This window comes from Roseovarius sp. ZX-A-9 (assembly GCF_028369135.1).
Lineage (GTDB): Bacteria > Pseudomonadota > Alphaproteobacteria > Rhodobacterales > Rhodobacteraceae > Roseovarius.
Map to the genome: position 1 here is coordinate 14,740 of NZ_JAPWHW010000032.1, position 21,510 is coordinate 36,249.

Sequence of the window (21,510 nt, forward strand, 5' to 3'; positions counted from 1 at the left end):
TTGGCGGAGTCGAGCCCGAGACGCCCCTTGAGCATATCGCCTCACCCCCGCCGCTGCGGCGGGCGCAGCAACAGCATGCCATAGCCATAGGCGCGATGCCGCCCCACGCCCCGGACGAGCAGCTGCGCGAAGGCGGCGGGGTCGCGGACGGTCAGCGTGCCGTGAAACACCGCGTCCGGCCCCTCGATTCGGCGTTTGCCGCGCTGCACCCTGCTGCGGCGGAAGGATGCCAAGCGGGTGGCGTCGCGCTCGATGCTGGCGGCGTCGCCCAGGCGGTCGTCCAGCCAGTCGAGATATACCGCCTCGCGCGGGCGGGGCTCGCCGGGGCCGAGCGCCTGCGGCAGGAAGCAATCAACCTCGGCCCCCTTGGCAAAACTGCCGTCGGGCCCCTCGATCCCGCGCAGCAGGCGCACGACGGGCCGCACCCGCAGATCGAAGCCCAGCCGCTGCCCATCTTGCCAAGTCGCCTCGGGGCGCGGGATCGAGCGCAGCCTGTCCAGCGGAAGCACCTCGGCCTCGCCCGGCCCGGCGGTGACCGAGGCCGTGGCGCGCAGGCCCTCGGCATCCGTGGCGGCATAGGCATAGAGCTTGCCATGCTCGGCACGAAGGGCAACCAACAGGCGAAAGGGTTGCAGCACGGCCGGGCCGAAGACTTCGCCCAGCAGGTGGTGCAGGGCCAGCCCTTCGTCCAGCGCGCCGCGCCGTCCAAGCGCACGCTCCGCCGCCCAGATGTGCAGGCGCTTCAGCACCAGCGGGATTTCCACCAGATGCAGGGTCATGGCAGTTCCCCCGTGACCACGACGCGCGAACCGCCGTGCAGACCGCTACGCCAGTTGCGCAGGTCCGCCAGCGCCTGCCGGTGCGCGGATGGCGGGGCGGTGTCGCCCTCGTCTCCCTCGGTCCATTGCGCCGGCCCCGGCAGCCCGATGGCGCGCAGCGCGGCCAGGGCGCTGTCGCCCACGACCCAGCCAGCAAAGAGCGGGGCCGCCGGAAAGCAGGGCTTGCGGCCCAGGAACAGCGGGCGCGCCGGGCACTCCAACGCGGCGGCAAGGTCATCCAGCGTGGGGGCGCCTTCGGGGGCGAGCCTCAGCACGACGCGGCAATCATGGTCGGCCAGGTATTCGCGCCGCCGCCGGTGCGGGCTGTCATAGGTGGCGCCGTCGCGCCCCTCGGGGATGCCGTGGGTGGTCCAGCCGCGGTCGTTCTTTTCCAGCTTGGCATTCTGCGTATCCAGCAGGATCCGCCCCTGCTGCGCGGTCAGCGCGCCGAAAACCAGCCGGTCCTGCAGGCATTGATGCCGCTCGGCCTCCTCCCGCCGCCAGCCGAGCGCATTGGCCAGCAGGCCCGTCAGCATCGAGGCGGCGGGAAACTGGCGCGTCGGGCCGACATGGTCGATGGCCACGCCGCCAAAGGCCATCAGCGGCCCGGCAAGCCTCAGGTGCAGCCAGCGGTGGGTCATGCCGCCTCCGGCGCTTTCAGCCGCGCAGGCAGGGATTTGGCGAATTGCGCCAGGCCCTTGAACGATCCACGCTCGGCATTGGGCACCTCGCTATTGGCCAGCGACATCACGCGGCGGGTTTCGCCCGTGTCATAGGCGGCATCGAGCGCGGCAAGGTGCTCACACAGGGCGGCAACGGCCTGCCCCGTTTCGGCCTTGCAAGGCGTGCGGAAAGCCTCGGCCAGCGAACGCGGCTGCCGGTCACCTGCCTCAAGCAACATGAAGGAAGCGCGGCTGTAGGGCGCGGTCGAGCCCAGCTTGGCCCCCGGCGAGACCTCGGCGATCAGGTAGGTCAGGTTGTGCAGAACCTCCCCGGCCAGCGCTACGTCGCCCCCGAGATTCTTGATCAGACCGGGCAGGTCCACCACGACATAGCCGTAGAACAGCCCCGAGGTCAGCTCGGTTTCCTGGATCGTGTCGGCCCCGGTATCCTCGTCACGGGCCAGATCGTCGGCGGCGATGAAATAGTCGCTTTCCGCTTCTTCCGCATGGACGGTGAAGGCATGGGCCACGTGAACGGGCGCCTCGATATTGGCGCGCGGATCGGATGTGACCATGCGCCCAAACAGCGCCCCCGTCAGACCGGCGGGCAGCTTGGCGCCTTCGCTCATCGCCTTGAGGTTGGCCCTGTGTTCCTTCAGCCACTGTGCCGCGAGATCCTTCGCGGCCTTCTTGTCGCCGCCAGCCTCGGCCACGAGAGACTTGGTCGCCTTGGTCAGATAGGCGATCTCGACGGCGCCCAGCAGCAATGTCTGGCGCGATTTCTTGTCCGCGCCCTTGTCGCCATAAACCGCTTTCAATAGCGCGTCGGCGATTTCCTTGCGCACGTCCTCGTCAACGCCGTCCGCCCATTCCCCGAAAACCTTGCGCTCGACGATCTCGCGCGAGCGGAAGGCATCCTCCGCCCCGTCAATCTCGCTCAGCGCATGGGGGTCTTCGGCCAGCCGCCAGTGCCGCTTGAGACATTGCGAGCTGACCCGAGTGCGCAGCGCGCCGCCATAGGGCAGCCGCTTGGCCAGTCCCGCATCGTCGCGGTTCAACAGCGCCGCCGTGTAGGGGGCAAGGAAATGGATTTGCAGGAAACGGGGCTCAGGCATTCTCGGGTTCCTTCTTGTCTGTATCGGTCTGCCGGTCCAACCGGCGGTAATATTCGCGCGCAAGACTGCCGCTATCCTCGCGCAGCACCACCCAGGCTAGGTCCACCACGTCCAGAGGCGGCTTGGTGCGCGCGACCATGCGGACGGTCCTTTCCAGCGTGTCGAGCCGCGATATGCCCCGCGCCGCCAGCAATCGGGCAAGGCGCTGCTCCGAGACGACTGGTTTGTCGAGCTTCCCGCCCGCATCGCCGCCATCGGCCAGAACGGCGCCGAGGGGGCGCTTGGCCTTGTGGATCGACTCGGTGGCCGTGCTGGGGGTCAGCAGGGCGATCATCAGGGTGAACCGCATCCACCGCGCCTCTTCATGCGGGGCGATGCCCAGCCGCGCGGCCTGTCGCCAGAACAGCGGGCAGCCCCCCTGCCCCATCCGCCGCGCGGCGGCCCTTTCGCCCGGGTCGGCGGCGGCTATGGCCGAGGCAATGGCCAACGCGCGCTTCGCCACCACGTCCTGCGGGTCATCAGGTGCCATACAATTTCTCCTCTGCGTCGATCTCGGAAATGGCCTTGATCAGCCCGCGGCGCAGCGCCTGTTCCCCACGAAGCTCGGCCCGGGTGCGCATGATGCGGGCACAGGGAATGGCGGGCATTGCCGCGTGAAATTCCCGCTCGGCGGCCCTGGCCAGTTTCCTGACAAAGGCGATCCGAGCCTGCGCCCGCTCGGCATCGCCCCTTGCCTGCATCTGGTCCCAGAGCGCGGGAAAGAAGTGCTGGTCGGCGAAATGCTGAAACCCGAAAAGCATTGGCGACACTTTTTTCGCCAACTTGGCCCTTTCCTTGGGGTTCTTTCTCGCTTGATCGTGTTTTTCCTTGTCCCCGTTGAAGGCCACACGCTCCAAACCGTATCGTAAAGCGGTCTCGACCCGCCCGACATCCTCGATCAGGGCCTTTGACAGGTCGATCACCTCGTCTTCCCAGAAACCGCGCAACACCCCCTTCGGTACCGGCACGATACGGGAACGGAAACCGTCGGTCTTGGATTGTCCACGTGCGAAAGCCTCGGCAACGATAGCCATGGGCTGGAATTGTTCTTCGTCCGATGGCTGGGACAAGTATGGCCGGCGGCAGTTCTTGCCGTGCAGCAGTTGAACAAGGAAATCGTAGGTCCAATCCCGGTCGTTAAGCGTCAGTGTCTTGACCTTCTTGCCTTCGATCAGGATCGGCGCCCATGGGTCGGCACCGGGGGTGACCACTCCATAGGCCTCTTTTGCCGCGATCCGTGCGATTTCCGAGGATGACCCCCAGGCGATCAACCTATTGTCGCGCTCGCCTAGCCGCACCCGCCGGCAAATCTCGATGAACAGGGGATCGAGCGCGTCGAGCGCCAGCGCCTGTTTTTCCGGCCAAGGCTCCAGCCAGACCAGCGTGATGCCGGAAATGCCCTGGCGCTGCTCCAGCAGGCGCTGCACGTCCCTCTGCCACCACATTGATGGGTTGATCGCCGCCTCTGCGGCATCCAGCGGCGCAAGCGTGAGCATGGCGCGCGAAGATGCGGCGCCATTCATCCGGGCTATTCCGTATTTTTTCCGGCCGTTGCCCCCTTCCATCGTCTGCAAACTCACTAGCGCCAGAACCCAATCCTGCGGCGCGGCGCTGCGGGCTATGGCGGTCTTCACGTCGTGGTTGCGCGCGGTGATGAGCATGTCCAGCGCGTCCGGCGTCTCGACGTCGTTCCATTTCAGCCCGCCCGGATCGGGCGGCTGGAGGAAGGCAGGCTTGGTGCCGTCCTCGACCACAAGGTGCCACGGGGCATCGTCTTCATGGTCCGGGGTCAGGGCGCGCATTGCCGCCGTCCAACCTGCCTCATCAGTGGGTAGGCCATGCTCGCCCACCGCATCGAGCGCCAGCGTGGCAAGCTGCACGAGGAACATGTGCCAAGCGGGGCGCTGGTGCGGGCGCATGGCGGCGAAAGACCGGACCTCGCCACGCGCCATGGCGGCCATCAGCCCGGGAAGACTGTGCCAGCCTGCATCCGACTGGATCAGGGGTTCGGCCAACAAGTTGAACCTCATCCATGCGCCTCCTTCATCACACCTCCCGAATCATAAACGAAAGCCATGTCAGAAACTGTCATACTCAGCGGGGCCTGAGCGGTAACGGCCATTTCCTCATCCCCGGAAAGACCGCGCGACCAGTGCGGCGGCAGGGTGAGGCTGCGGATTTCCCCGCCGAAGGGTCCGATCGTGCCTTCGGGCAGGGCGAGAATAGCGCCCTGTTCGCCCAGCCGCGTGGCGATCCTCTCATCTGTCGGAAAGCTCTCGGGCAGCGGCGCATCGCGGTCGAGCGTGACGATCCCGGCGGCGCGCATCTCAGCCAGGAACTTCCCCGTGACGCTCTGCCGGTAGTCTTGCCAGCCACGGTCCTGCGCTACCCGGTCCAGCGCCTCGGGATGGGTCGCGGCCTCGACCAGTTCGCGGTTCATCTCCGGGATGCGCCAGACCGGCTGCGCCTCGATCTGCTCCAGCGTCGCTGCAAGGCCGGGCAGATCGACATAGACCCCCGACAGGCCGTCGCCCCAATCCCTCGCCCCCAGCCCGTTCTCGGGTTTCTGAATCAGTGGGTCGAGACCGTCCGGCGGCGTCAGGATCACGGCCCTGGCCGAGGCAAAGCCGTCCGGCCGCGTCCGCCCGTGACGATGCAGGCGGCCGATACGCTGCAAAAGCACGTCCATCGGGCACAGGTCCGTGACAAGGAAATCGGCGTCGATGTCGAGCGACTGTTCCAGCGTCTGGGTGCCGATCACGATGCGCCCTTCCCCCGGGCTGTCCCGCCCGAGCGCCGCCTCCACCGCCCGATCTAGCGCCGCGCGATCCTCGGCGGCAAAGCGGCTATGGTGCAGCGTCGGCACACCGTTGACGGACAGAAGCAACTCGGGCGCCTGTTCCATCACGGCAGCCCATGTCTCACGCGCACGATCAACCGTGTTGCGGATCACCAGCACCCGCGCGCCTTCGCGCGCCGCCGCCAGCGCCAGTTCGGCAGCGTCCTCGCCGCCCCACCCCGCGTGGATGGACAGGCCCACCTCCTTGCCCGCGCCGGCATCGCCCACCGGCTCGCAGCCGCGGCTGGTCCAGACCGCCGGATAGGGCTGGCGCGCGGCCTCCGGAAGCGATGGCAGCGCCTCGCCCCGCCACGAGCTGCGCGCCACCGCGCCCAGGGTGGCGGACATCAGCATCACATGCCCGCCAAGGTCCAGATGCGCCCGTGCCAGCCTTTGCTGGATATGGGTCATGTAGGCATCCGAGGCATGAACCTCGTCGATGACGATCAGGGCTCGCGACAGGGCCGCGCCGCGCAGATGGGCGTGCTTCACCTGCAACCCGGCCAGCATCATCTGGTCCACCGTGCCCACCGCGATCCTCGCGGCGGCAAAGCGGGTGGCGTGTTCGGCGGCCCAGCGGGCTGGGTTCGGGTCGTCGTCGTCCCAGCGGGTTTCAAACCCCGGCAACGGAATGCCCGTCGCGTCCCCCGCAACCCGCTGGCCGGGAATGGCCAGCACCGGTTCGGGCGAGGGCGAAAACAGCCGCCTCGCCGCCTCGGTCACACGCCCATGCAACTGCCGCGCCGCCGCGCGGGTCGGCACGGCGAAATAGAGCGCATCGACCTCGCCAGCGACGAACAGCGCGGCGAACCGCCACAAGGCCGCTTCGGTCTTGCCCGAGCCGGTTTCGGATTCGAGGATGACCAGCCGCTCGCCCGGATCAAGGCCGCCGATCGCCGCCTGCGCCGGGCGCGGAGTCGGGTAGTCGGGGGCCAGCAAGGGCCAGATCTCGGCACCAGCCAGCGCGAGACTTCCCGCCGCGAGGCCGATCTCCTCGACCCGCCGCCTCGCGCGCTCACGGGCAATTCTGTCATACCCGGGATCGAAATCGGGCTGAAATGCAAAGGTCCGCTCGTCCGAGCCGATCCAGTCGGCCAGGGCGATCAACCCGCAGATGAAATGCGCGAAACGCGGCGCGGGGGCGGGCGGAGCGTGGTCTCGGATGGCGGGAAACCACGCCTCCAGCGCCGTGCCCATCTTGGCCTCTTCGGCTTCCCAATCATAGCCAGGCACGGGGCGGAAGACATGGCTGTGGTCGCTGCTATTCGGTTCGGGCACGGGCCGCCCGTGATGGGCAAAAAGGATCCTGAACCAGTCTCGCATTCCCCGCCAGCCGCGCATGTATTGCAGGGCACCCGCCAGCACGTTCTCGCGCCGGGTCTCGCGCATCATCCAAAGCCAACCGCAGGTCAGGTGGCCGAGCGGGCGCAGCCCATGCCCCTCGGGCCAGCCCTTGGCCTGAAAGACCGGGGCGAGCTTGCCGATATCATGAAGGAAAACCAGCGCCGCGAGGCATTCCGCCTCGACCTCGTCCATGCTGTGCCCAAGTGCGGTTTCGGCCCTGTTTCGGAACAAGGGTTGGTTCAGAAGCTCGCGAAAGACAAAGGCAACATCGGCGCTGTGATGGGCCAAGTGATGATAGACGAGCCTTTCCCTGTCACGAAATGACTTTCCCCAAGCTTCCTGTAGAAAATCCGCCAATTTTAACCCGCCACGATTCTCTATTCTTGTTATCCTTCGATACTATTCCAGAAATTTGAAGACCTTGAATTTCTTTCCGATAACTAGAAAATTTTCGTCCCTATTGGAGATCTTGTAGAGTAACCCCCTGAAAGTGGTCCGCCAACAAGGAAAATTTTGCCCCACAATTGGAAGATCAGCGCATGTCTCACCAGGCAGCCCGTGGGGAAACGGATATTGCGAGAACTTCACCGCCAGATTCCGAGACGAGCTTCTGGAGAGCCTCAAGTCGAACGTGACAGTCGACTGGTCCCACCGCGAGCCTGCACGGGCGCGGTTGAGAGTTCTGGTGAAACGCATCCTACGGAAATACGGCATCCCCCCGGACCTGCAGGACACGGCAATCAGCACCGTTCTGCAGCAGGCGGAGATACTATCAAGTCAATGGGCAAGTTGAACTCCGAACTTTCGAAGAAGCGGCGCCAGACCGGCGCCAACATGTGATCCGCTCTCGGCGGGGGCTCCACACATGTCGGCGAACTGGCGAACGTCCGCTGCCGGTCGCTTCTCTGGTGTTGCCACCGCCATCGAAGTGTTCAGGTTGTATTACATATTTACCAAGCCAAATCAGTGACTTGCGAAAAATTCACCAAACCGGCGCAGTCAACAGGCTCGGAGAATTTCGCCCCGGAGAGACCGATTTTGGCCATCTCGCGCCGGACAAGGTGAACAGCCAATCCGACATAACCCTTTAATATAACGGAAAAATCCGGCCAAAGCCGGATCGGGAGAACGGTTTCTCAAGGGCAAGTGGCGGAGGGGATGGGTCTGACGTCCAACCTTCTCCAGTATAAGTCATTGATTTTATTTGATACGCACAGCTGCTATGCTGGAAGAGCGGGAGTCCGTCCGCAAAGGTTGGCTCTATCGTGATGTCGGCAACGATGAGCGGCAGTCGGCTGCCTTGATCTTGGAGAGCACCCCCGATCATCCACCAGCCGCCCTCGGCGCCAACAGGCTGACGGCCGCACCGGCGAGGCAGATTGCGGCACCTGTCAGGTCCCAAGTGTCCGGGCGCTGCTTCTCGATGAGCCACAGCCAGAGGAGCGAGGCTGCGATATAGACCCCGCCATAAGCTGCGTAGGCCCGCCCCGCAAAATCGGAGGGGGCAAGGGTCAGGAGCCAAGCGAAGACGGCCAGGCTCAGGAGGCCGGGGACCAGCCAGAGCGCGCTCGCGCCTTGCCGCATCCATGCCCAGACCGCAAAGCAGCCCGCAATCTCGGCCAGAGCGGCACCGATGTAGATGGCGAGGGTGCCGGGTGCGTTCACGATGCCGCCTCGCTCTCCGGATGCTGGTGATCGGTTGCGCATAGCGAATGGTCGCCCAGAACTTCAATGACCCGGCAATCGGCAATCCGACCGCCTGCACATTGCACGACCATGCGCTCAAGTTCGCCTTTCAGCGCAGTCAGGCGCGCAAGGCGGCTTTCAACCTCGGCCAGCTGCGCCCTGGCGATGACATCGGCGGCTGCGCAGGATTGATCGGGTCTGTCAGAGAGACTCAGAAGGTCTCGGATAGCGTCCAGCGGAAAACCGAGCTCCCGCGCATGGCGGATGAAGGCTAGCCGATCCAGTGCCGACTGCCCATAGAGCCGCTGGTTCCCGGCACTGCGATCTGGCTCCGGCAGGAGCCCGATCTGCTCGTAGTAGCGGATCGTCGGAACCTTCACGCCGGCCGCTTCGCCCAATTTTCCGATGGTGAGCATCAGATTTCCTCTTGAAGCTATAGCTACTAGAGACCTTAGGTTCCCGACTCAGCAAATACAATGTTGCCCGCTGGGCGGGTTGGAAGGGCGTGATGACGGCGAACGACAGTGCAACCTACGAATGGACGGTTTCCGGGATGGACTGTGCGTCGTGCGCCGGCAAGGTCCGGGGTGCGGTCGAACGCCTGCCTGGCGTGAGCGACGTCGATGTGGCGCTAATGACCGAGCGGCTTCGGCTGACTCTGGATGAAGGGCAGACCCCTCGCAACCAGATCGAAGCAATCGTCAAGCGGCTCGGCTACGGGATCGCGGCGAAAGGATCGAGCCCCGATCGGAAAGGCTTCGTGCTGCCGGACGATGAGCAAGCGTCCCGTGCGGACGGCTCGCGAGATGCCGCAGGACTCGAGCCCAACGCTGGATCGACAGGGCCCGAGAGCGGTCCCGGGCCCGGTTCGCGTTGGTATCAGACCGCGAAGGGCAGACTGGTGATCGGCACCGGTCTCCTCCTCGCGGCGGCATGGGCCGTGAAACTGCTCGCCTCCCAGGATGTGGCAACGTGGGCATTCATCCTCGCGACGCTCATTGGTGTCGCCCCTATCGCACGCCGCGCCGTCGCGTCCGCCAGAGCGGGGATGCCGTTCACGATCGAGATGCTGATGACAATCGCCGCCAGCGGCGCGCTCGTCATCGACGCCGCCGAGGAAGCGGCGCTCGTCGTCTTCCTCTTCGCCGTCGGGGAGGTTCTCGAAGGTGTTGCGGCGAACAAGGCCCGCGACGGGATCCGGGCGCTCGCTCGTCTGGTACCGAAGACCGCGATCCTGGAGATCGGCGGCCGGACTCGGGTGATACCAGCCGACCAGCTGCAGGTGGACCAGATCGTTCTGGTGCGCCCGGGAGACCGGGTCCCGGCAGATGGCGAAGTTATCGAGGGCACCTCGGGCGTCGATGAGAGCGCCGTCACGGGCGAGAGTGTGCCGAAGCTGAAGGAACCCGGTGCCTCCGTCTTTGCCGGCTCCATCAATTCCGAGGCGGCGCTGCGTGTTCGGGTCACCAAGTCGGCCGAGGACAACACCATTGCCCGTATCATCCGGCTGGTCGAGGAAGCGGAAAGCGCCCGGGCCCCGACCGAGCGCTTCATCGACCGTTTCAGCCGCATCTACATGCCGGCCGTCGTCGGAGTTGCGGTGCTGGTGGCCATCGTCCCGCCCCTCGCGTTCGGGCAAGGCTGGGATACGTGGATCTACCGGGCGCTCGCGCTTCTCCTGATCGGATGCCCCTGCGCGCTGGTGATCTCGGTACCGGCTTCCATCGCCTCTGCGCTTTCTTCAGGCGCGCGTCGCGGGCTGCTGATGAAAGGAGGCGCCGTGATCGAGGCCGCGGCGGCCACCACGCATGTCGCATTCGACAAGACCGGAACCCTGACCCACGGACGGCCGCGCGTCACGGACGTGGTGCCGATCTCGGGATCGGAGACAGAGGTGCTGGCGCTGGCTGCCGCCGTCGAAGCGGGGTCGAGCCATCCTCTGGCGGAGGCGATCCTGTCCCGCGCGGAAGCTGCGGGAGCGCCGTTCCTGGCCGCGACCGCCGCCAAAGCGCTTCCGGGCAAAGGGGCCGAAGCAGTCGTTGAGGGTGAAACCGCCTGGGTGGGCTCTCCACGGTTCGCCGGGGAGCGCGGTGTGTTGGACGACCACGCGCTCCGGGCGGTGGTCGGCATGGAAGATGAAGGCAAGACAGTCGTCGCGGTCTTCCGCCGGAGCCAGTTGGTCGGACTCGTAGCGCTCCGGGACGAACCCCGAGAGGATGCCGCCCGCGCGGTGCAGCAACTCAAGGCGCTTGGCATCGCGTCTGTGATGCTGACCGGCGACAACCGGCGCACGGCAGCAGCCATTTCCGCTGGGCTGGGCATTGACCATCGCGCCGAATTGATGCCCGAAGGCAAGGTCGCCGCGATCCGTGAGATGACCGCCAGAGACCGCGTGATGATGGTGGGCGACGGCATCAACGATGCCCCTGCGCTCGCCACCGCCCACATCGGAGTTGCCATGGGCTCCGGAACGGACGTCGCGCTTGAAACCGCCGACGCCGCGATCCTGCGCAATCGCGTGACCGATGTGGCCGGCAAGATTCGCCTTGCTCGCGCAGCCATGGCGAACATCAGGCAAAATGTGGCGATCGCGCTCGGCCTTAAGGCGGTGTTTCTGGTGACGACGATCCTCGGCATTACCGGGCTGTGGATCGCGATCCTTGCAGATACCGGCGCGACGGTGCTCGTCACACTGAACGCGCTGCGGCTTCTTGCGTTTGATCCGGAACGTGAGGCCTGAGATCAGATCATCGGCAGGGCGATGGTTCCGCTGCCATGCCGCAGGGCCGAGCGCTGAGAACATAAACCTCGGGGTACTGTTCCGCCGCGAGTGCTCAACATGCTGCAACTGGAATCGGGCTTCTGCTCGGTTTCGCACTGGTGGCCGCCATCTGGTCGCGCACCACTACGGGGCTATTGGCCGTCCGGGGCGTGAAGCCGAACTCGAAAGAGAGACCGCAGGCGGCGATCATGGTGGCGTTCGTCGGGCTGCTCGCGCTCCACACGATTGAAATCCTGGCTTTCGCCGCAGTCTACAGGGCGCTGCAGGGCTGGGGCGTGGGAGGCTTCGACGGCAGCTACGACCCATGCTGGAGCGGCCTGATCTACTTCTCCGGCGTCAACTTCGCCACGCTCGGGTACACGCAGATCGAGGCAACCGGGCCGATACGGATGGTCAACATGATGCAGTCGCTCGGCGGCTTCATTGTGCTGACCTGGTCGGCGACGTTCCTCTAACTCGGTCTGCGAACTGGCCTGGCGCGAGTAGCAGCCGACGACCATGGGGAATGTCAGTTTGCCTCCGACACCCTCTCTTGGTATCGGCGCTCGCGCTCTGGCCATGTGCTCTTGATGTAGTCGAGAACGGCGCGGATGTCCGCGTCGCTCAGCACGTCTGCGAAGCCGGGCATGTCGCTCTCGTATCCGCCGCCGACCACGGCGGCGGTGCCTTCCCTAACGATGCGGAACAGGACATCGTCAGGATGGTGCCAGGTGTGGCCGCTGGCGTCGTGGGGTGGCGCCGGCAACCGGCCGGACGGAAGCGGCGAGCGCCAGCCCGGCTGGCCCTCCAGTTCCGCGCCGTGGCAGGCGGCGCACTGATCCGCATAGATCTGGCGTCCTTGCGCGATGATGTCCGCCGACGCCACGGCGGTGGATGCGGTACCGGCATAACGCCAGCCAGCAAAGACCGCGAGGATCACACCTCCGACGACCAGACCGATCACGACAGTATTTCGGAGAGCTTTTTTCAAGACGTCTATCCCCGATCACTGCGGAATAACATTCGCGTTTGGTCGAGACCACGTTGTGCCAGCGGCGAGGCGCCTGCGACAATGGACATTCTCGTGAGCAATGCCTATCTTTGCAGCATGCTCGAACGTGTCGTCACCATGCTTGCCATACTCGCGATCACCGTGGTGACGACGGTGACCTCCGCGCATGCGACACGCATGAGCATGAATTCCGGTGTGGATCACGCGATGCATGTCGCCGACATGATGCACTCTCCGGTCATTTCGGGCTTCGACTGTGACGCTGGAGAGCACTGTGGATCGGCCGATGCCGAGATGTGCGAGTTCGTATGCGCAGGCCTCTCTGCCTTCCTGACGTCGGCAGGCGAGGAAGCCGGGCACGCCTACGGCGCCGCCAGTCATGACGTCCCGTCCGCGGCAATCCACGTCAGCCGTGCGCCGGGACTGAACGAACGACCTCCCAAGCTCCGTCTCCTCTGAGCGCGCCCGGGCAGACGCCCGAGGCGCCCCATCGGTATTGATGAACGGGACGGAAGTCCCGAGGAGACGACCATGAACATGCTTTCTCGACGCGGCTTTCTTGCCGCAAGTGCGGCCGCCATTGGCGCTGCACACTTGCCCCGCATCGCCTTCGCGCAAGGGGTGGCGCCGATCAGCCTCTCCGCTGCGACGCGCACGCTCGACATCGACGGTCGCGCTGCCACGGTCTTCGGGCTTGCCGGCCCCGGCGGTCAGGGACTGATCCTCGACCCCGGCCAGAGGTTCCGGGTCGATCTGACCAACGACCTAGACGTCGGTACCATCATCCACTGGCACGGACAGATCCCGCCCAACGCGCAGGACGGTGTGCCGGACATGCCGATGCCCCTCCTCGCACCGGGTGAAACCCGATCCTACGACTTCGAGGCACGGCCCGGCACGCACTGGATGCACAGCCATGTGCCCACCCAGGAGATGCAGCTGCTCGCCGCGCCGCTGATCGTGCGCTCGGCCGAGGACGTTGCTGCCGACCGGCAAGACGTCGTGATGTTCCTTCATGACTTCTCCTTCAAGGCCCCCGAGGAGGTTCTGGCCGAGATCGGCGCAGGTCATGGCGGCGGGCACGGCGCGGGCCATGGTGCCGGTGCATTGCCCGATCAGGGCGCTCCCATGGGAGGCATGGGGGCGATGCAGGGCATGGATCACGGGGCCATGGGCCATGGCGCCACGGGCGGCATGCCGATGGGCAACATGCCCCGAATGGGCGGGATGATGGGTATGGGCGGCCAGATGGGCGGCATGGCCATGGACCTGAACGACTATGACTGGGACGCCTATCTCGCCAATGACCGGACCCTGTCGGACCCGGAGGTGGTCCAGGTCGAGCGCGGTGGCCGTATCCGGCTTCGGGTCATCAACGCCGCTGCGGCGACGGTATTCTGGATCGAGACCGGCGGTGCCGAGGCGCGGCTGGTCGCGGTAGATGGGCACGCGGTCGAACCTCTCGCCGGCACGCGGTTCGGTCTGGCAATGGGCCAGCGTCTGGACATCGAGATCGACCTGCCGCACGAAGGCGGCGCCTGGCCGATCCTCGCCCTGCGCGAAGGCGCGCGCGAGCGCACCGGCCTGATCCTCGCCACGCAGGGTGCCGAAGTGCGGCGTCTCGATGCAATGGCGGATGCCGAAGCGCCCGCGTTCGACACCGATCTGGCGCAGGAGGCGCGCCTCATCGCGCTGGACGCTCTGCCGGATCGACCCGTGGACCGCAGCCAGATGCTGATGCTGGGCGGTTCGATGCAGCCGTACGTCTGGACGATAAACGGGGCAGTCTGGGGCCAGCACCAGCCGATCACCGCACGCAGCGGTGAGCGGGTCGTGCTGTCGTTCCACAACATGTCGATGATGGCGCACCCGATGCATCTGCACGGCCATGTGTTCCAGGTCGTCGGGCTGAACGGGCGTCGGGTCGCCGGTGCACTACGCGACACGGTTCACGTGCCACCGATGTCGATGGTCGATGTCGCCCTCGATGTCGGTGAGGCCGCCCGATGGATGCTGCATTGCCACCACATGCCGCACCTTACGACGGGGATGATGACCGAATTCGCGGTCACGGCGTCCGTCTGATCCCAGCGGGTCGTCCGGACATGGCGCCCCGCCCGGCACCGATCCTGGTCTGTCCTGCCCCATGTTGTCGTGAGGGCCGGCCAAAAGACGCACCCTGCGGGTAAAAATCAGGAGGATGAGATGATGAACTGGAACGACATGGGCCCCGGAATGGGTTTCGGAATGGGGTTTGGCTGGCTCTTCGGCCTGCTGATCCTCGTGCTGCTGGTTTTGGCCATAGCAGCGCTGATCAAGTATCTTCGGAAATAGAAAAAAGGAGTTGGCAATGACCTACACGATCAATCGAATGTTCCCCGACGCCGGTATCGACGACGTCGACGCTCGCGCGCGGAAGGCCCTCACCGACCACGGCTTCGGCATCCTGACCGAGATCGACGTCAAGGCGACGATGAAGAAGAAGCTAGATGTCGAGATGCCCGCCTACCGCATCCTCGGCGCCTGCAACCCCAAGATGGCGCATCAGGCCATCGGGATCGAACCGCGCGTCGGTGCGATGCTGCCATGCAACGTCATCCTGCGCGAGGTCGACGGTGGCGTGGAAGTCAGCGCCATCGATCCTGTGGCGTCGATGCAGGCGATTGAGAACGCCGAACTGACGGCCGTGGCGGGCGAGGTGCGCGACCTCCTGGCGAAGGCCGTCGCGGCGGTCTGAGATGAGCCTGCGCGTCACCATTCTCGCGGGCCTTGCGATCCTCGGCATCGGACTGCTCGCTGTCTGGCAGTTCGCGCCTTCGGTGTTCGCCGAGGCGCGCAGCCTCCTGGAGCCCGAGCGTCTGGAAACGCTGGTGGCGCGTGCGGGTCTCTGGGGGCCGGTCCTGATCGTCACGCTTATGACCATCGCGGTCGTGGCCAGCCCAATCCCGAGTGCACCCATCGCACTGGCGGCCGGAGCGGCCTACGGACATCTCTGGGGGACCGTGCAGGTCGTCATCGGCGCCGAGCTCGGGGCGCTGATCGCCTTCGGTCTCGCACGGGTTCTGGGGCATGACGTCCTGCGGCGGGTGTTCGGGGACCGCGTCGATGCCGGGCTGCTCGGCTCGCAGAACGCGTTGACGGCGACGGTTCTTGCCAGCCGCCTGATGCCCTTCGTATCCTTCGACATGATCAGCTACGCGGCCGGACTGAGCCGATTGCACGCCTGGCGTTTCGCCTTGGCAACACTGGCGGGGATCATTCCGGCAAGCTTCCTGCTGGCCCATTTCGGCGGCGAGGCGGTGAGCGGAGATCTGGGCCGGGCGACATGGGCAGTACTTGGCCTCGGCCTCTTGACGGGCCTGCCACTGCTTTGGGTAGCCATGCGGCAAAAGCCTGAAAAGGGAAATCCATGACCGGAAGCGAGTACCAGAAGAACAGCATCACCCTTTCCGGTGCGGTAGCCATGGGCACCGGCGTGATGATCGGCGCGGGCATCTTCGCGCTGACCGGCCAGATCGCCGAACTCGCCGGGCCTCTCTTCCCGCTCTCGTTCGTGGTCGGCGCCATCGTGACCGCCTTCAGCGCCTACACCTATATCAAGATGTCGAACGCATACCCGTCTGCGGGCGGCATCGGGATGATCCTGAAGAAAGCCTACGGACCGACGACGGTCGCGGCGGGCGCAGCTCTCCTGATGGCGCTGTCGATGGTCATCAACGAAAGCCTCGTCGCTCGCACCTTCGGAACCTACACCCTGCGAGCCTTCGGCGGCGATCCGGACAGCATTCTCGTGCCGGTCCTCGGCGTGGGGCTGATCGTCTTCGCCTATCTCGTGAACGTCTCTGGCAACCGGTCGGTCGGGCTGCTGTCCATTATCATGGCCATTCTCAAGGTGGGCGGCATTGCGCTGTTCGGGGCGGCCGGTCTGTGGGCCAGCGGCATTTCGTTCGAAGCGTCGGGCGGAGATTTTCGTGCGGGTGGGTTCGTGGCGTCGGTCGCGCTGTCCATTCTCGCCTTCAAGGGGTTCACGACCATCACCAACAGCGGCGCCGAGGTGACCAATCCGCATCGGAACGTGGGCCGGGCCATAGTCCTGTCCATCGCCATCTGCGTCGTCGTCTACCTGCTGGTCGCATTCGCGGTCGGCTCCAGCCTGCCGCTCGATCGCATCGTGGCGGCGAAGGACTACGCGCTGGCTGAAGCGGCCCAACCAGCCCTCGGGCAAACCGGCTTCTACCTGACGGTGGCGCTTGCGCTGGTGGCAACTGCCTCGGGCCTGATCGCCAGCGTGTTTGCCGTCTCGCGGATGCTGGCGATGCTGACGGACATGAAGATGATCCCGCACAGCCATTTCGGGATGCCAGGCACGATCAAGGACCACACACTCGTCTACACCGTCGTGATCGCAGGCTTCCTGACGGTCTTCTTCGACCTCAGCCGCATCGCCTCGCTCGGGGCCTTCTTCTATCTGGTGATGGACATGATCATCCATTTCGGCGTGTTCCGGCATCTGCGCGAAGAAATCGGCGCTCGGGGCTGGGTGTTGCTGACGGCAATCGCACTTGATGCCGTGGTGCTGGCCGCCTTCGCCGCGATGAAATGGCAGTCCGACCCCTTGATCGTCGTCCTGGGTGCGATCGGCATGGCGCTGGTGTTCCTGTTCGTCGGAATCTTCCTCGCACGGAATCCCGCCCTGGAAGGCGCTCACGACCACCATTGAAAAGAGCTTGAGCTTCCAACGGCTGGAAGCGGCAAGCTGAAACAAGAGATCGAAAGGCTGGCAGACTATGGAGCACGATCACCATCACGCGGCGCCCGACATTCCGGCGGGGGCGAATACCGCAAAGGACCCGGTCTGCGGGATGACGGTCGCGGTCAAGCCGGACGGGCGTCACGCCGAGTTCCAGGGAGAGACCTTTCATTTCTGTTCGGAGAAATGCCAGTCGAAGTTCAAGGCGGATCCGTGGTTCTACGCCTCGGGCCGGGCCGCCGGACAGAAGAAGGCTGCTCCGGCCAACGTCCAGTACACCTGTCCGATGCATCCCGAGATCGTCCGCGATGCGCCGGGGTCCTGCCCGATCTGCGGCATGGCGCTGGAACCGATGGTGCCGTCGGATGAGCCCAGCGAGGAGCTGACCGACTTCACGCGTCGGATGTGGATTTCGGCGGCGGCGGCGGTGCCGCTCATCATCCTGACGATGGGTGAACTGGTCGCGCTGCCAGTGCGCGACTGGATCGGGCATCAGACCGCAAGTTATCTCGAGTTCGTGCTGGCAACGCCGATCATCCTCTGGGCCGCCTTGCCTTTCTTCCGGCGCAGCTGGGACTCCATTGTGAACCGCAGCCCAAACATGTGGACGCTGATCAGCATCGGCGTGGCGGCGGCCTACCTTTACTCGCTCGTCGCGACGTTCCTGCCGGGGGTGTTTCCGGAACAGTACCGGATGGGCCACGGCGTCGGCACCTATTTCGAGGCGGCGGTGGTGATCGTCGCGTTGGTCTTCGTGGGCCAGGTGCTGGAACTCCGAGCGCGAGAACGCACCGGGGATGCGATCCGCGCGCTTCTGGATCTGGCGCCGAAGACCGCGCGGCGCATCCTGCCGGACGGCACTGAATACGATGCGCCGCTGGAGAACATCATGGAGGGCGACCGGCTGCGGGTCCGTCCCGGCGACGCCATTCCGGTCGACGGCACGGTGATCGAGGGCCGCTCGTCGCTGGACGAAAGCATGCTGACCGGCGAGTCAATGCCGGTGGAAAAGGGGCCGGGGGATGAGGTGACGGGCGCCACGATCAACAAGAACGGCTCTCTGGTCATGGAGGCAGGCAAGGTCGGGTCCGATACCGTGCTGGCGCAGATCGTGGCGATGGTGTCGAACGCGCGGCGGTCCCGCGCGCCGATCCAGGGGCTGGCCGACCGGGTGTCGGCGATATTCGTGCCGACGGTGGTGGTCATCGCCATCGTCGCCTTCGTGGTCTGGCTGATCTTCGGCCCGGAGCCCGCGCTGGTCTTCGCAATCGCCTCGGCCGTGTCGGTCCTCATCATCGCCTGCCCCTGCGCGCTGGGGCTGGCGACACCGATCTCCATCACCACGGCGGCGGGGCGCGGCGCACAGGCGGGCGTGCTGATCAAGGACGCCGAGGCGCTGGAGCGAATGGCAGGAGTCGATACGCTCATCGTCGACAAGACCGGCACGCTGACCATGGGCAAGCCGAAGCTGACCGATACGGTTGCGCTCGGGGACGTCACCGAGACCGACCTGTTGTCGCTGGCCGCAGCGCTGGAGCGTGGCTCGGAACACCCGCTGGCTGAGGCGATTGTCGAGGGAGCCGAGGCGCAGGGTGCGCCGCGTCAGGAGGCCACGGACTTCGACGCCGTCACTGGCAAGGGCGTACAGGGCCGGGTCGGTGGGCGCGCGGTGGCGCTAGGCAACGCGGCGATGATGCGGGAGATGGGGCTCGACACCGCGCAGGCCGAGTCAAAGGCCGACACCCTGCGCGCCGAGGGCAAGACGGCGATGTTCGTCGCGCTTGACGGCGCGCTCGTCGGCATCGTGGCGGTCGCCGACCCGATCAAGGAGAGTACCGCGCAGGCCATTCGGGAACTTCATGCCCAAGGGCTAAGGGTGATCATGGCGACGGGCGACAACGAACGCACGGCGCAGGCGGTGGCGGGCAAGCTCGGCATCGACGAGGTGCGCGCAGGCATCCTGCCCGAGGCCAAGAAGGACCTGATCGACCAGTTGCGCCGCGACGGCCACAAGATCGCCATGGCGGGCGACGGGGTGAACGACGCCCCCGCGCTCGCCGCCGCCGATGTCGGCATCGCCATGGGCACCGGGGCCGATGTTGCGATGGAAAGCGCAGGCATCACCCTGCTGGGCGGCGACCTGATGGGCATCGTGCGGGCGCGCAAGCTCGCCCGCGCCACCCTGCGGAACATCAAGCAGAACCTGTTCTTCGCCTTCGCCTACAACGCGCTTGGCGTCCCCATCGCCGCCGGGCTGCTTTACCCTGTCACCGGACTTCTGCTCTCGCCGATGATCGCGGCGGCGGCGATGAGCCTGTCGTCGGTCTCGGTGATCACCAACGCCCTGCGGCTCAGGCGGGTCGACCTCTGATCTGCCAGCCCACACATCCAACCTCGAAAGGAACATCAGATGACCCAAGACATGTTTTCCCGCCGCAAGCTCCTGATCGGCACAGCTGCGCTGGCGGCTGCGTCGCCCTTGAGGGCTCTGGCGCAAGGCGCCGGTCCGGCGATCCACGTGATGAAGGACCCCAACTGCGGCTGCTGCTCGGCCTGGATCGAGATCCTCGAGAACGACGGCTTCGCCGTCACGACCGAGGCGAGCGCCGGGACGCTTCTGATGCGCTACAAGCTGGACAACGGCATCCCGCAGGAGATGGTCTCCTGCCATACGGGTCGTGTGGATGGTTACATTATCGAGGGTCACGTCCCTGTTGCCGACATTCGCCGTCTCCTGCTGGAACGCCCCGACGCGGTCGGCCTCGCAGTGCCAGGCATGCCCTACGGCTCGCCCGGGATGGGACCGGAAAGCCAGCGCGAGGCCTACGACGTGTTTCTGATCCGGCGCGACGGATCGAACGAGGTCTTTACCAGCTACGCTGCTGCCTGACCTTGAGGCTCCAATTCGGCTCTTGATCAGGGGCGAGAACACATACGGACCTGATCCCGGATCACGGCGTAGTCGCTCAGCATCTCGGCGATGGCCGACCCGTGCGGCAGCCGCGCGAGCTCCTCGGCTGCGCGCGCCTGGAACTCGCGGCTGTACTCTACCACGGGCGGGCAGACGGTCGCGATGCCGGGCTCAGAACCGACCGTTGCGCAGCCGCTCAGCAAGCTCGTTATGATCGCGAGGGCGGCGAGCAGCTGCTTCCAGCATCTGGCGTTGGACATCATTGGCCTTCTCGGTGTCGTCAAGGCGTTCGGCGAGGCTTCCCGCTCGCTCGCCGGACCGCCGAAGCGACAGCAGGTACAGGAGCACGGCGAGGAGGATGGCGCCGTAGCGCAGCGCCGCCCGCACTGGAGAGGTCACTAGCTGCCCTCTCCGCGGACACGGCCAATTCTTCGCAGCAGATTCCCGACACTGGACACTTGCCACCTCCCACCGCGCCGTGTGAGGATCCCGCGCCGGTTCAGTTCTCCGGCCATGGCGCGCAGCGTTTCATGACCCTGCGCGCGAATATCGATGAGAACATCTGCGAGGTCAGCGGCGTGTGCATCCGCATTTGCCGTGACCGCCGCTCGCAGGGCCGCGCCCCCCTTGCCGGCTGCCTTTAGTGCCGCAGCCCCGTTGGGGTTCCCCAGCTTGACACCACGCGCCTTGGCGGCCGCCAGCGCCTCCTTCGTACGCCGCGAGATCGCCTCACGCTCCTGCTGAGCCACGAGCGCCATAATACCAACCGTCAGGTCGTTGGCCTCGGGCATATCCACCGCGAGGAAGCGTACGCCGCTGTCGCGCAGGGTCAGCAAGAAGACGGCATTGCGGCTGAGCCGGTCGAGCTTGGCGATGACCAGCGTGGCCCCTGTCAGCTTTGCGAGATGCAAAGCTTGTGCCAGTTCGGGCCGCGCATCCTTGCTGCCACTTTCGACTTCGGTGAAGCGGCCGATAACATCAGCGCTGCGCGATGCCGCAAAGTCATCGATCGCCCTGCGCTGCGCGTCCAGACCTAGACCGGATCGGCCCTGGCGTGCGGTGGAAACGCGCTCATAGGCAACGAATTTCAGTGCTGGCTGGGGCATGTACAGACCTGCGCAACGTGGGTTTGGCAGTTGTGTACACGGATCCGCACCGGATTGGTACGATCAAAGGCGGCCACACCGTTCTTAAGCTGTTGTTTTAGCTTCCATTAGCTCCGTGAGTTCGCACCCCAAGACAGATCGACCGGATGTTCGCTGCGGTTGCCATTTCTGTCAGTGGTGACTGATTGCGAACTCAATCGCGATGACCAAATCGACCGGATTCTTTTGGGCCATGTCGAGGCGTGCAGATGCCACCGACGTCCGTCCGGCTTCACCCATACAGCGACCCATCACCCAAAGAGCTCATCAAACTCGGCGAACGGGTTCGGGCCTGCGTCGCTCATGCCCGCCACACGGGTCCGCGCTGATGGCGTCAGCCCGAACTCGGCGGCATAGCGCACCATGTCGGCCATCGCCTTGTTCGCGGCACCCACCAGCGGGTTCTGGATCAGGTTGCCGCTCTTGGT

General features: G+C 65.6%; 23 protein-coding genes. 11 read left to right on the top strand and 12 right to left on the bottom strand.

The window, feature by feature from the left end:
• Window positions 1–41: 41 nt before the first annotated feature.
• From O3306_RS20665 to cas3, 6 genes are read right to left on the bottom strand one after another with little or no spacing between them, the layout of a single operon-like run.
• A complete protein-coding gene (locus tag O3306_RS20665; RefSeq protein ID WP_272010920.1) occupies window positions 42–779 on the bottom strand; it encodes a type I-E CRISPR-associated protein Cas6/Cse3/CasE in 738 nt (245 codons plus the stop codon).
• A complete protein-coding gene (gene cas5e / locus O3306_RS20670; RefSeq protein WP_272010923.1) occupies window positions 776–1,459 on the bottom strand; it encodes a type I-E CRISPR-associated protein Cas5/CasD in 684 nt (227 codons plus the stop codon). The genes O3306_RS20665 and cas5e overlap by 4 nt, the downstream gene beginning before the upstream one ends.
• Complete coding sequence (cas7e, locus tag O3306_RS20675; RefSeq protein ID WP_272010925.1) at window positions 1,456–2,595, bottom strand: type I-E CRISPR-associated protein Cas7/Cse4/CasC; 1,140 nt, start codon at window positions 2,593–2,595, stop codon at window positions 1,456–1,458. The genes cas5e and cas7e overlap by 4 nt, the downstream gene beginning before the upstream one ends.
• The gene (gene casB / locus O3306_RS20680; RefSeq protein WP_272010928.1) at window positions 2,588–3,124 is read right to left on the bottom strand and encodes a type I-E CRISPR-associated protein Cse2/CasB; all 537 of its coding nucleotides are present in this window, start codon (window positions 3,122–3,124) and stop codon (window positions 2,588–2,590) included. The genes cas7e and casB overlap by 8 nt, the downstream gene beginning before the upstream one ends.
• Window positions 3,114–4,664 carry a hypothetical protein gene (locus O3306_RS20685; protein ID WP_272010931.1) on the bottom strand — a complete coding sequence of 517 codons (1,551 nt, stop codon included), beginning with the start codon at window positions 4,662–4,664 and terminating at the stop codon, window positions 3,114–3,116. The genes casB and O3306_RS20685 overlap by 11 nt, the downstream gene beginning before the upstream one ends.
• Window positions 4,661–7,174, bottom strand: coding sequence for a CRISPR-associated helicase Cas3' (cas3, locus tag O3306_RS20690; protein ID WP_272010935.1), 2,514 nt, complete (start codon window positions 7,172–7,174; stop codon window positions 4,661–4,663). The genes O3306_RS20685 and cas3 overlap by 4 nt, the downstream gene beginning before the upstream one ends.
• 133 nt (window positions 7,175–7,307) lie before the next feature.
• On the opposite strand from cas3, the gene O3306_RS22495 reads away from it, so the two are divergent.
• A complete protein-coding gene (locus O3306_RS22495; RefSeq protein WP_442970030.1) occupies window positions 7,308–7,610 on the top strand; it encodes a type I restriction enzyme endonuclease domain-containing protein in 303 nt (100 codons plus the stop codon).
• 530 nt (window positions 7,611–8,140) lie between these two features.
• Here O3306_RS22495 and O3306_RS20700 read toward each other — a convergent pair.
• Both O3306_RS20700 and O3306_RS20705 read right to left on the bottom strand, forming a co-directional pair.
• Window positions 8,141–8,482, bottom strand: a complete 342-nt coding sequence (locus O3306_RS20700) for a YnfA family protein (protein ID WP_272010938.1) — start codon at window positions 8,480–8,482, stop codon at window positions 8,141–8,143.
• A complete protein-coding gene (locus O3306_RS20705) occupies window positions 8,479–8,919 on the bottom strand; it encodes a MerR family transcriptional regulator (RefSeq protein ID WP_045681275.1) in 441 nt (146 codons plus the stop codon). The genes O3306_RS20700 and O3306_RS20705 overlap by 4 nt, the downstream gene beginning before the upstream one ends.
• 92 nt (window positions 8,920–9,011) lie before the next feature.
• Here O3306_RS20705 and O3306_RS20710 point away from each other — a divergent pair, with 92 nt between their 5' ends.
• Window positions 9,012–11,243, top strand: coding sequence for a heavy metal translocating P-type ATPase (locus tag O3306_RS20710; RefSeq protein WP_208997431.1), 2,232 nt, complete (start codon window positions 9,012–9,014; stop codon window positions 11,241–11,243).
• A gap of 140 nt (window positions 11,244–11,383) precedes the next feature.
• The gene (locus tag O3306_RS20715) at window positions 11,384–11,740 is read left to right on the top strand and encodes an ion channel (RefSeq protein WP_272010941.1); all 357 of its coding nucleotides are present in this window, start codon (window positions 11,384–11,386) and stop codon (window positions 11,738–11,740) included.
• A 53-nt stretch (window positions 11,741–11,793) separates the two neighbouring features.
• Here the strand turns inward: O3306_RS20715 and O3306_RS20720 are convergent, their stop codons facing one another.
• Entirely contained in the window at window positions 11,794–12,228 is a 435-nt protein-coding gene (locus O3306_RS20720; protein WP_123193412.1) for a c-type cytochrome, read from the bottom strand.
• A gap of 108 nt (window positions 12,229–12,336) precedes the next feature.
• Between O3306_RS20720 and O3306_RS20725 the strand changes: the two genes are divergently transcribed.
• From O3306_RS20725 to O3306_RS20760, 8 genes are all read left to right on the top strand, one after another.
• On the top strand, window positions 12,337–12,735 hold the full coding sequence (locus O3306_RS20725) for a hypothetical protein (RefSeq protein ID WP_045681279.1): 399 nt from the start codon (window positions 12,337–12,339) through the stop codon (window positions 12,733–12,735).
• A 72-nt stretch (window positions 12,736–12,807) separates the two neighbouring features.
• Window positions 12,808–14,361: a multicopper oxidase family protein gene (locus O3306_RS20730; protein WP_062563567.1), complete on the top strand. Its 1,554-nt coding sequence runs from the start codon at window positions 12,808–12,810 to the stop codon at window positions 14,359–14,361.
• Between the two features lie 120 nt (window positions 14,362–14,481).
• A complete protein-coding gene (locus tag O3306_RS20735; protein WP_264224588.1) occupies window positions 14,482–14,610 on the top strand; it encodes a hypothetical protein in 129 nt (42 codons plus the stop codon).
• Between the two features lie 16 nt (window positions 14,611–14,626).
• On the top strand, window positions 14,627–15,013 hold the full coding sequence (locus O3306_RS20740) for a DUF302 domain-containing protein (RefSeq protein ID WP_045681285.1): 387 nt from the start codon (window positions 14,627–14,629) through the stop codon (window positions 15,011–15,013).
• Between the two features lies 1 nt (window position 15,014).
• Window positions 15,015–15,689 carry a TVP38/TMEM64 family protein gene (locus tag O3306_RS20745; RefSeq protein WP_045681287.1) on the top strand — a complete coding sequence of 225 codons (675 nt, stop codon included), beginning with the start codon at window positions 15,015–15,017 and terminating at the stop codon, window positions 15,687–15,689.
• Window positions 15,686–16,996 carry an APC family permease gene (locus O3306_RS20750; protein WP_045681289.1) on the top strand — a complete coding sequence of 437 codons (1,311 nt, stop codon included), beginning with the start codon at window positions 15,686–15,688 and terminating at the stop codon, window positions 16,994–16,996. The genes O3306_RS20745 and O3306_RS20750 overlap by 4 nt, the downstream gene beginning before the upstream one ends.
• A 67-nt stretch (window positions 16,997–17,063) precedes the next feature.
• Window positions 17,064–19,397 carry a heavy metal translocating P-type ATPase gene (locus O3306_RS20755; RefSeq protein WP_272010947.1) on the top strand — a complete coding sequence of 778 codons (2,334 nt, stop codon included), beginning with the start codon at window positions 17,064–17,066 and terminating at the stop codon, window positions 19,395–19,397.
• A 39-nt stretch (window positions 19,398–19,436) separates the two neighbouring features.
• Window positions 19,437–19,916, top strand: coding sequence for a DUF411 domain-containing protein (locus tag O3306_RS20760; RefSeq protein ID WP_045685040.1), 480 nt, complete (start codon window positions 19,437–19,439; stop codon window positions 19,914–19,916).
• Window positions 19,917–19,942: 26 nt separating this feature from the next.
• On the opposite strand, the gene O3306_RS20765 is transcribed toward O3306_RS20760, so the two are convergent.
• The 3 genes from O3306_RS20765 to O3306_RS22500 form a co-directional block, all read right to left on the bottom strand.
• Window positions 19,943–20,197 (bottom strand): hypothetical protein, encoded by a 255-nt coding sequence (locus O3306_RS20765; RefSeq protein ID WP_334312367.1) that lies wholly within the window; start codon window positions 20,195–20,197, stop codon window positions 19,943–19,945.
• Between the two features lie 138 nt (window positions 20,198–20,335).
• A complete protein-coding gene (locus O3306_RS20770; protein WP_272010956.1) occupies window positions 20,336–21,043 on the bottom strand; it encodes a recombinase family protein in 708 nt (235 codons plus the stop codon).
• Between the two features lie 290 nt (window positions 21,044–21,333).
• The gene (locus O3306_RS22500) at window positions 21,334–21,495 is read right to left on the bottom strand and encodes a P27 family phage terminase small subunit (protein ID WP_442970031.1); all 162 of its coding nucleotides are present in this window, start codon (window positions 21,493–21,495) and stop codon (window positions 21,334–21,336) included.
• Window positions 21,496–21,510 lie beyond the last annotated feature (15 nt).

Bases quoted from the DNA above. Each gene is read 5' to 3' on its own strand.
- O3306_RS20665 (WP_272010920.1), bottom strand. From the start codon at position 779: ATGACCCTGCATCTGGTGGAAATCCCGCTGGTGCTGAAGCGCCTGCAC.
- cas5e (WP_272010923.1), bottom strand. From the start codon at position 1,459: ATGACCCACCGCTGGCTGCACCTGAGGCTTGCCGGGCCGCTGATGGCC.
- cas7e (WP_272010925.1), bottom strand. From the start codon at position 2,595: ATGCCTGAGCCCCGTTTCCTGCAAATCCATTTCCTTGCCCCCTACACG.
- casB (WP_272010928.1), bottom strand. From the start codon at position 3,124: ATGGCACCTGATGACCCGCAGGACGTGGTGGCGAAGCGCGCGTTGGCC.
- O3306_RS20685 (WP_272010931.1), bottom strand. From the start codon at position 4,664: ATGAGGTTCAACTTGTTGGCCGAACCCCTGATCCAGTCGGATGCAGGC.
- O3306_RS20705 (WP_045681275.1), bottom strand. From the start codon at position 8,919: ATGCTCACCATCGGAAAATTGGGCGAAGCGGCCGGCGTGAAGGTTCCG.
- O3306_RS20710 (WP_208997431.1), top strand. From the start codon at position 9,012: ATGACGGCGAACGACAGTGCAACCTACGAATGGACGGTTTCCGGGATG.
- O3306_RS20725 (WP_045681279.1), top strand. From the start codon at position 12,337: ATGGACATTCTCGTGAGCAATGCCTATCTTTGCAGCATGCTCGAACGT.
- O3306_RS20730 (WP_062563567.1), top strand. From the start codon at position 12,808: ATGAACATGCTTTCTCGACGCGGCTTTCTTGCCGCAAGTGCGGCCGCC.
- O3306_RS20735 (WP_264224588.1), top strand. From the start codon at position 14,482: ATGATGAACTGGAACGACATGGGCCCCGGAATGGGTTTCGGAATGGGG.
- O3306_RS20740 (WP_045681285.1), top strand. From the start codon at position 14,627: ATGACCTACACGATCAATCGAATGTTCCCCGACGCCGGTATCGACGAC.
- O3306_RS20745 (WP_045681287.1), top strand. From the start codon at position 15,015: ATGAGCCTGCGCGTCACCATTCTCGCGGGCCTTGCGATCCTCGGCATC.
- O3306_RS20750 (WP_045681289.1), top strand. From the start codon at position 15,686: ATGACCGGAAGCGAGTACCAGAAGAACAGCATCACCCTTTCCGGTGCG.
- O3306_RS20755 (WP_272010947.1), top strand. From the start codon at position 17,064: ATGGAGCACGATCACCATCACGCGGCGCCCGACATTCCGGCGGGGGCG.
- O3306_RS20760 (WP_045685040.1), top strand. From the start codon at position 19,437: ATGACCCAAGACATGTTTTCCCGCCGCAAGCTCCTGATCGGCACAGCT.
- O3306_RS20765 (WP_334312367.1), bottom strand. From the start codon at position 20,197: ATGTCCAACGCCAGATGCTGGAAGCAGCTGCTCGCCGCCCTCGCGATC.
- O3306_RS20770 (WP_272010956.1), bottom strand. From the start codon at position 21,043: ATGCCCCAGCCAGCACTGAAATTCGTTGCCTATGAGCGCGTTTCCACC.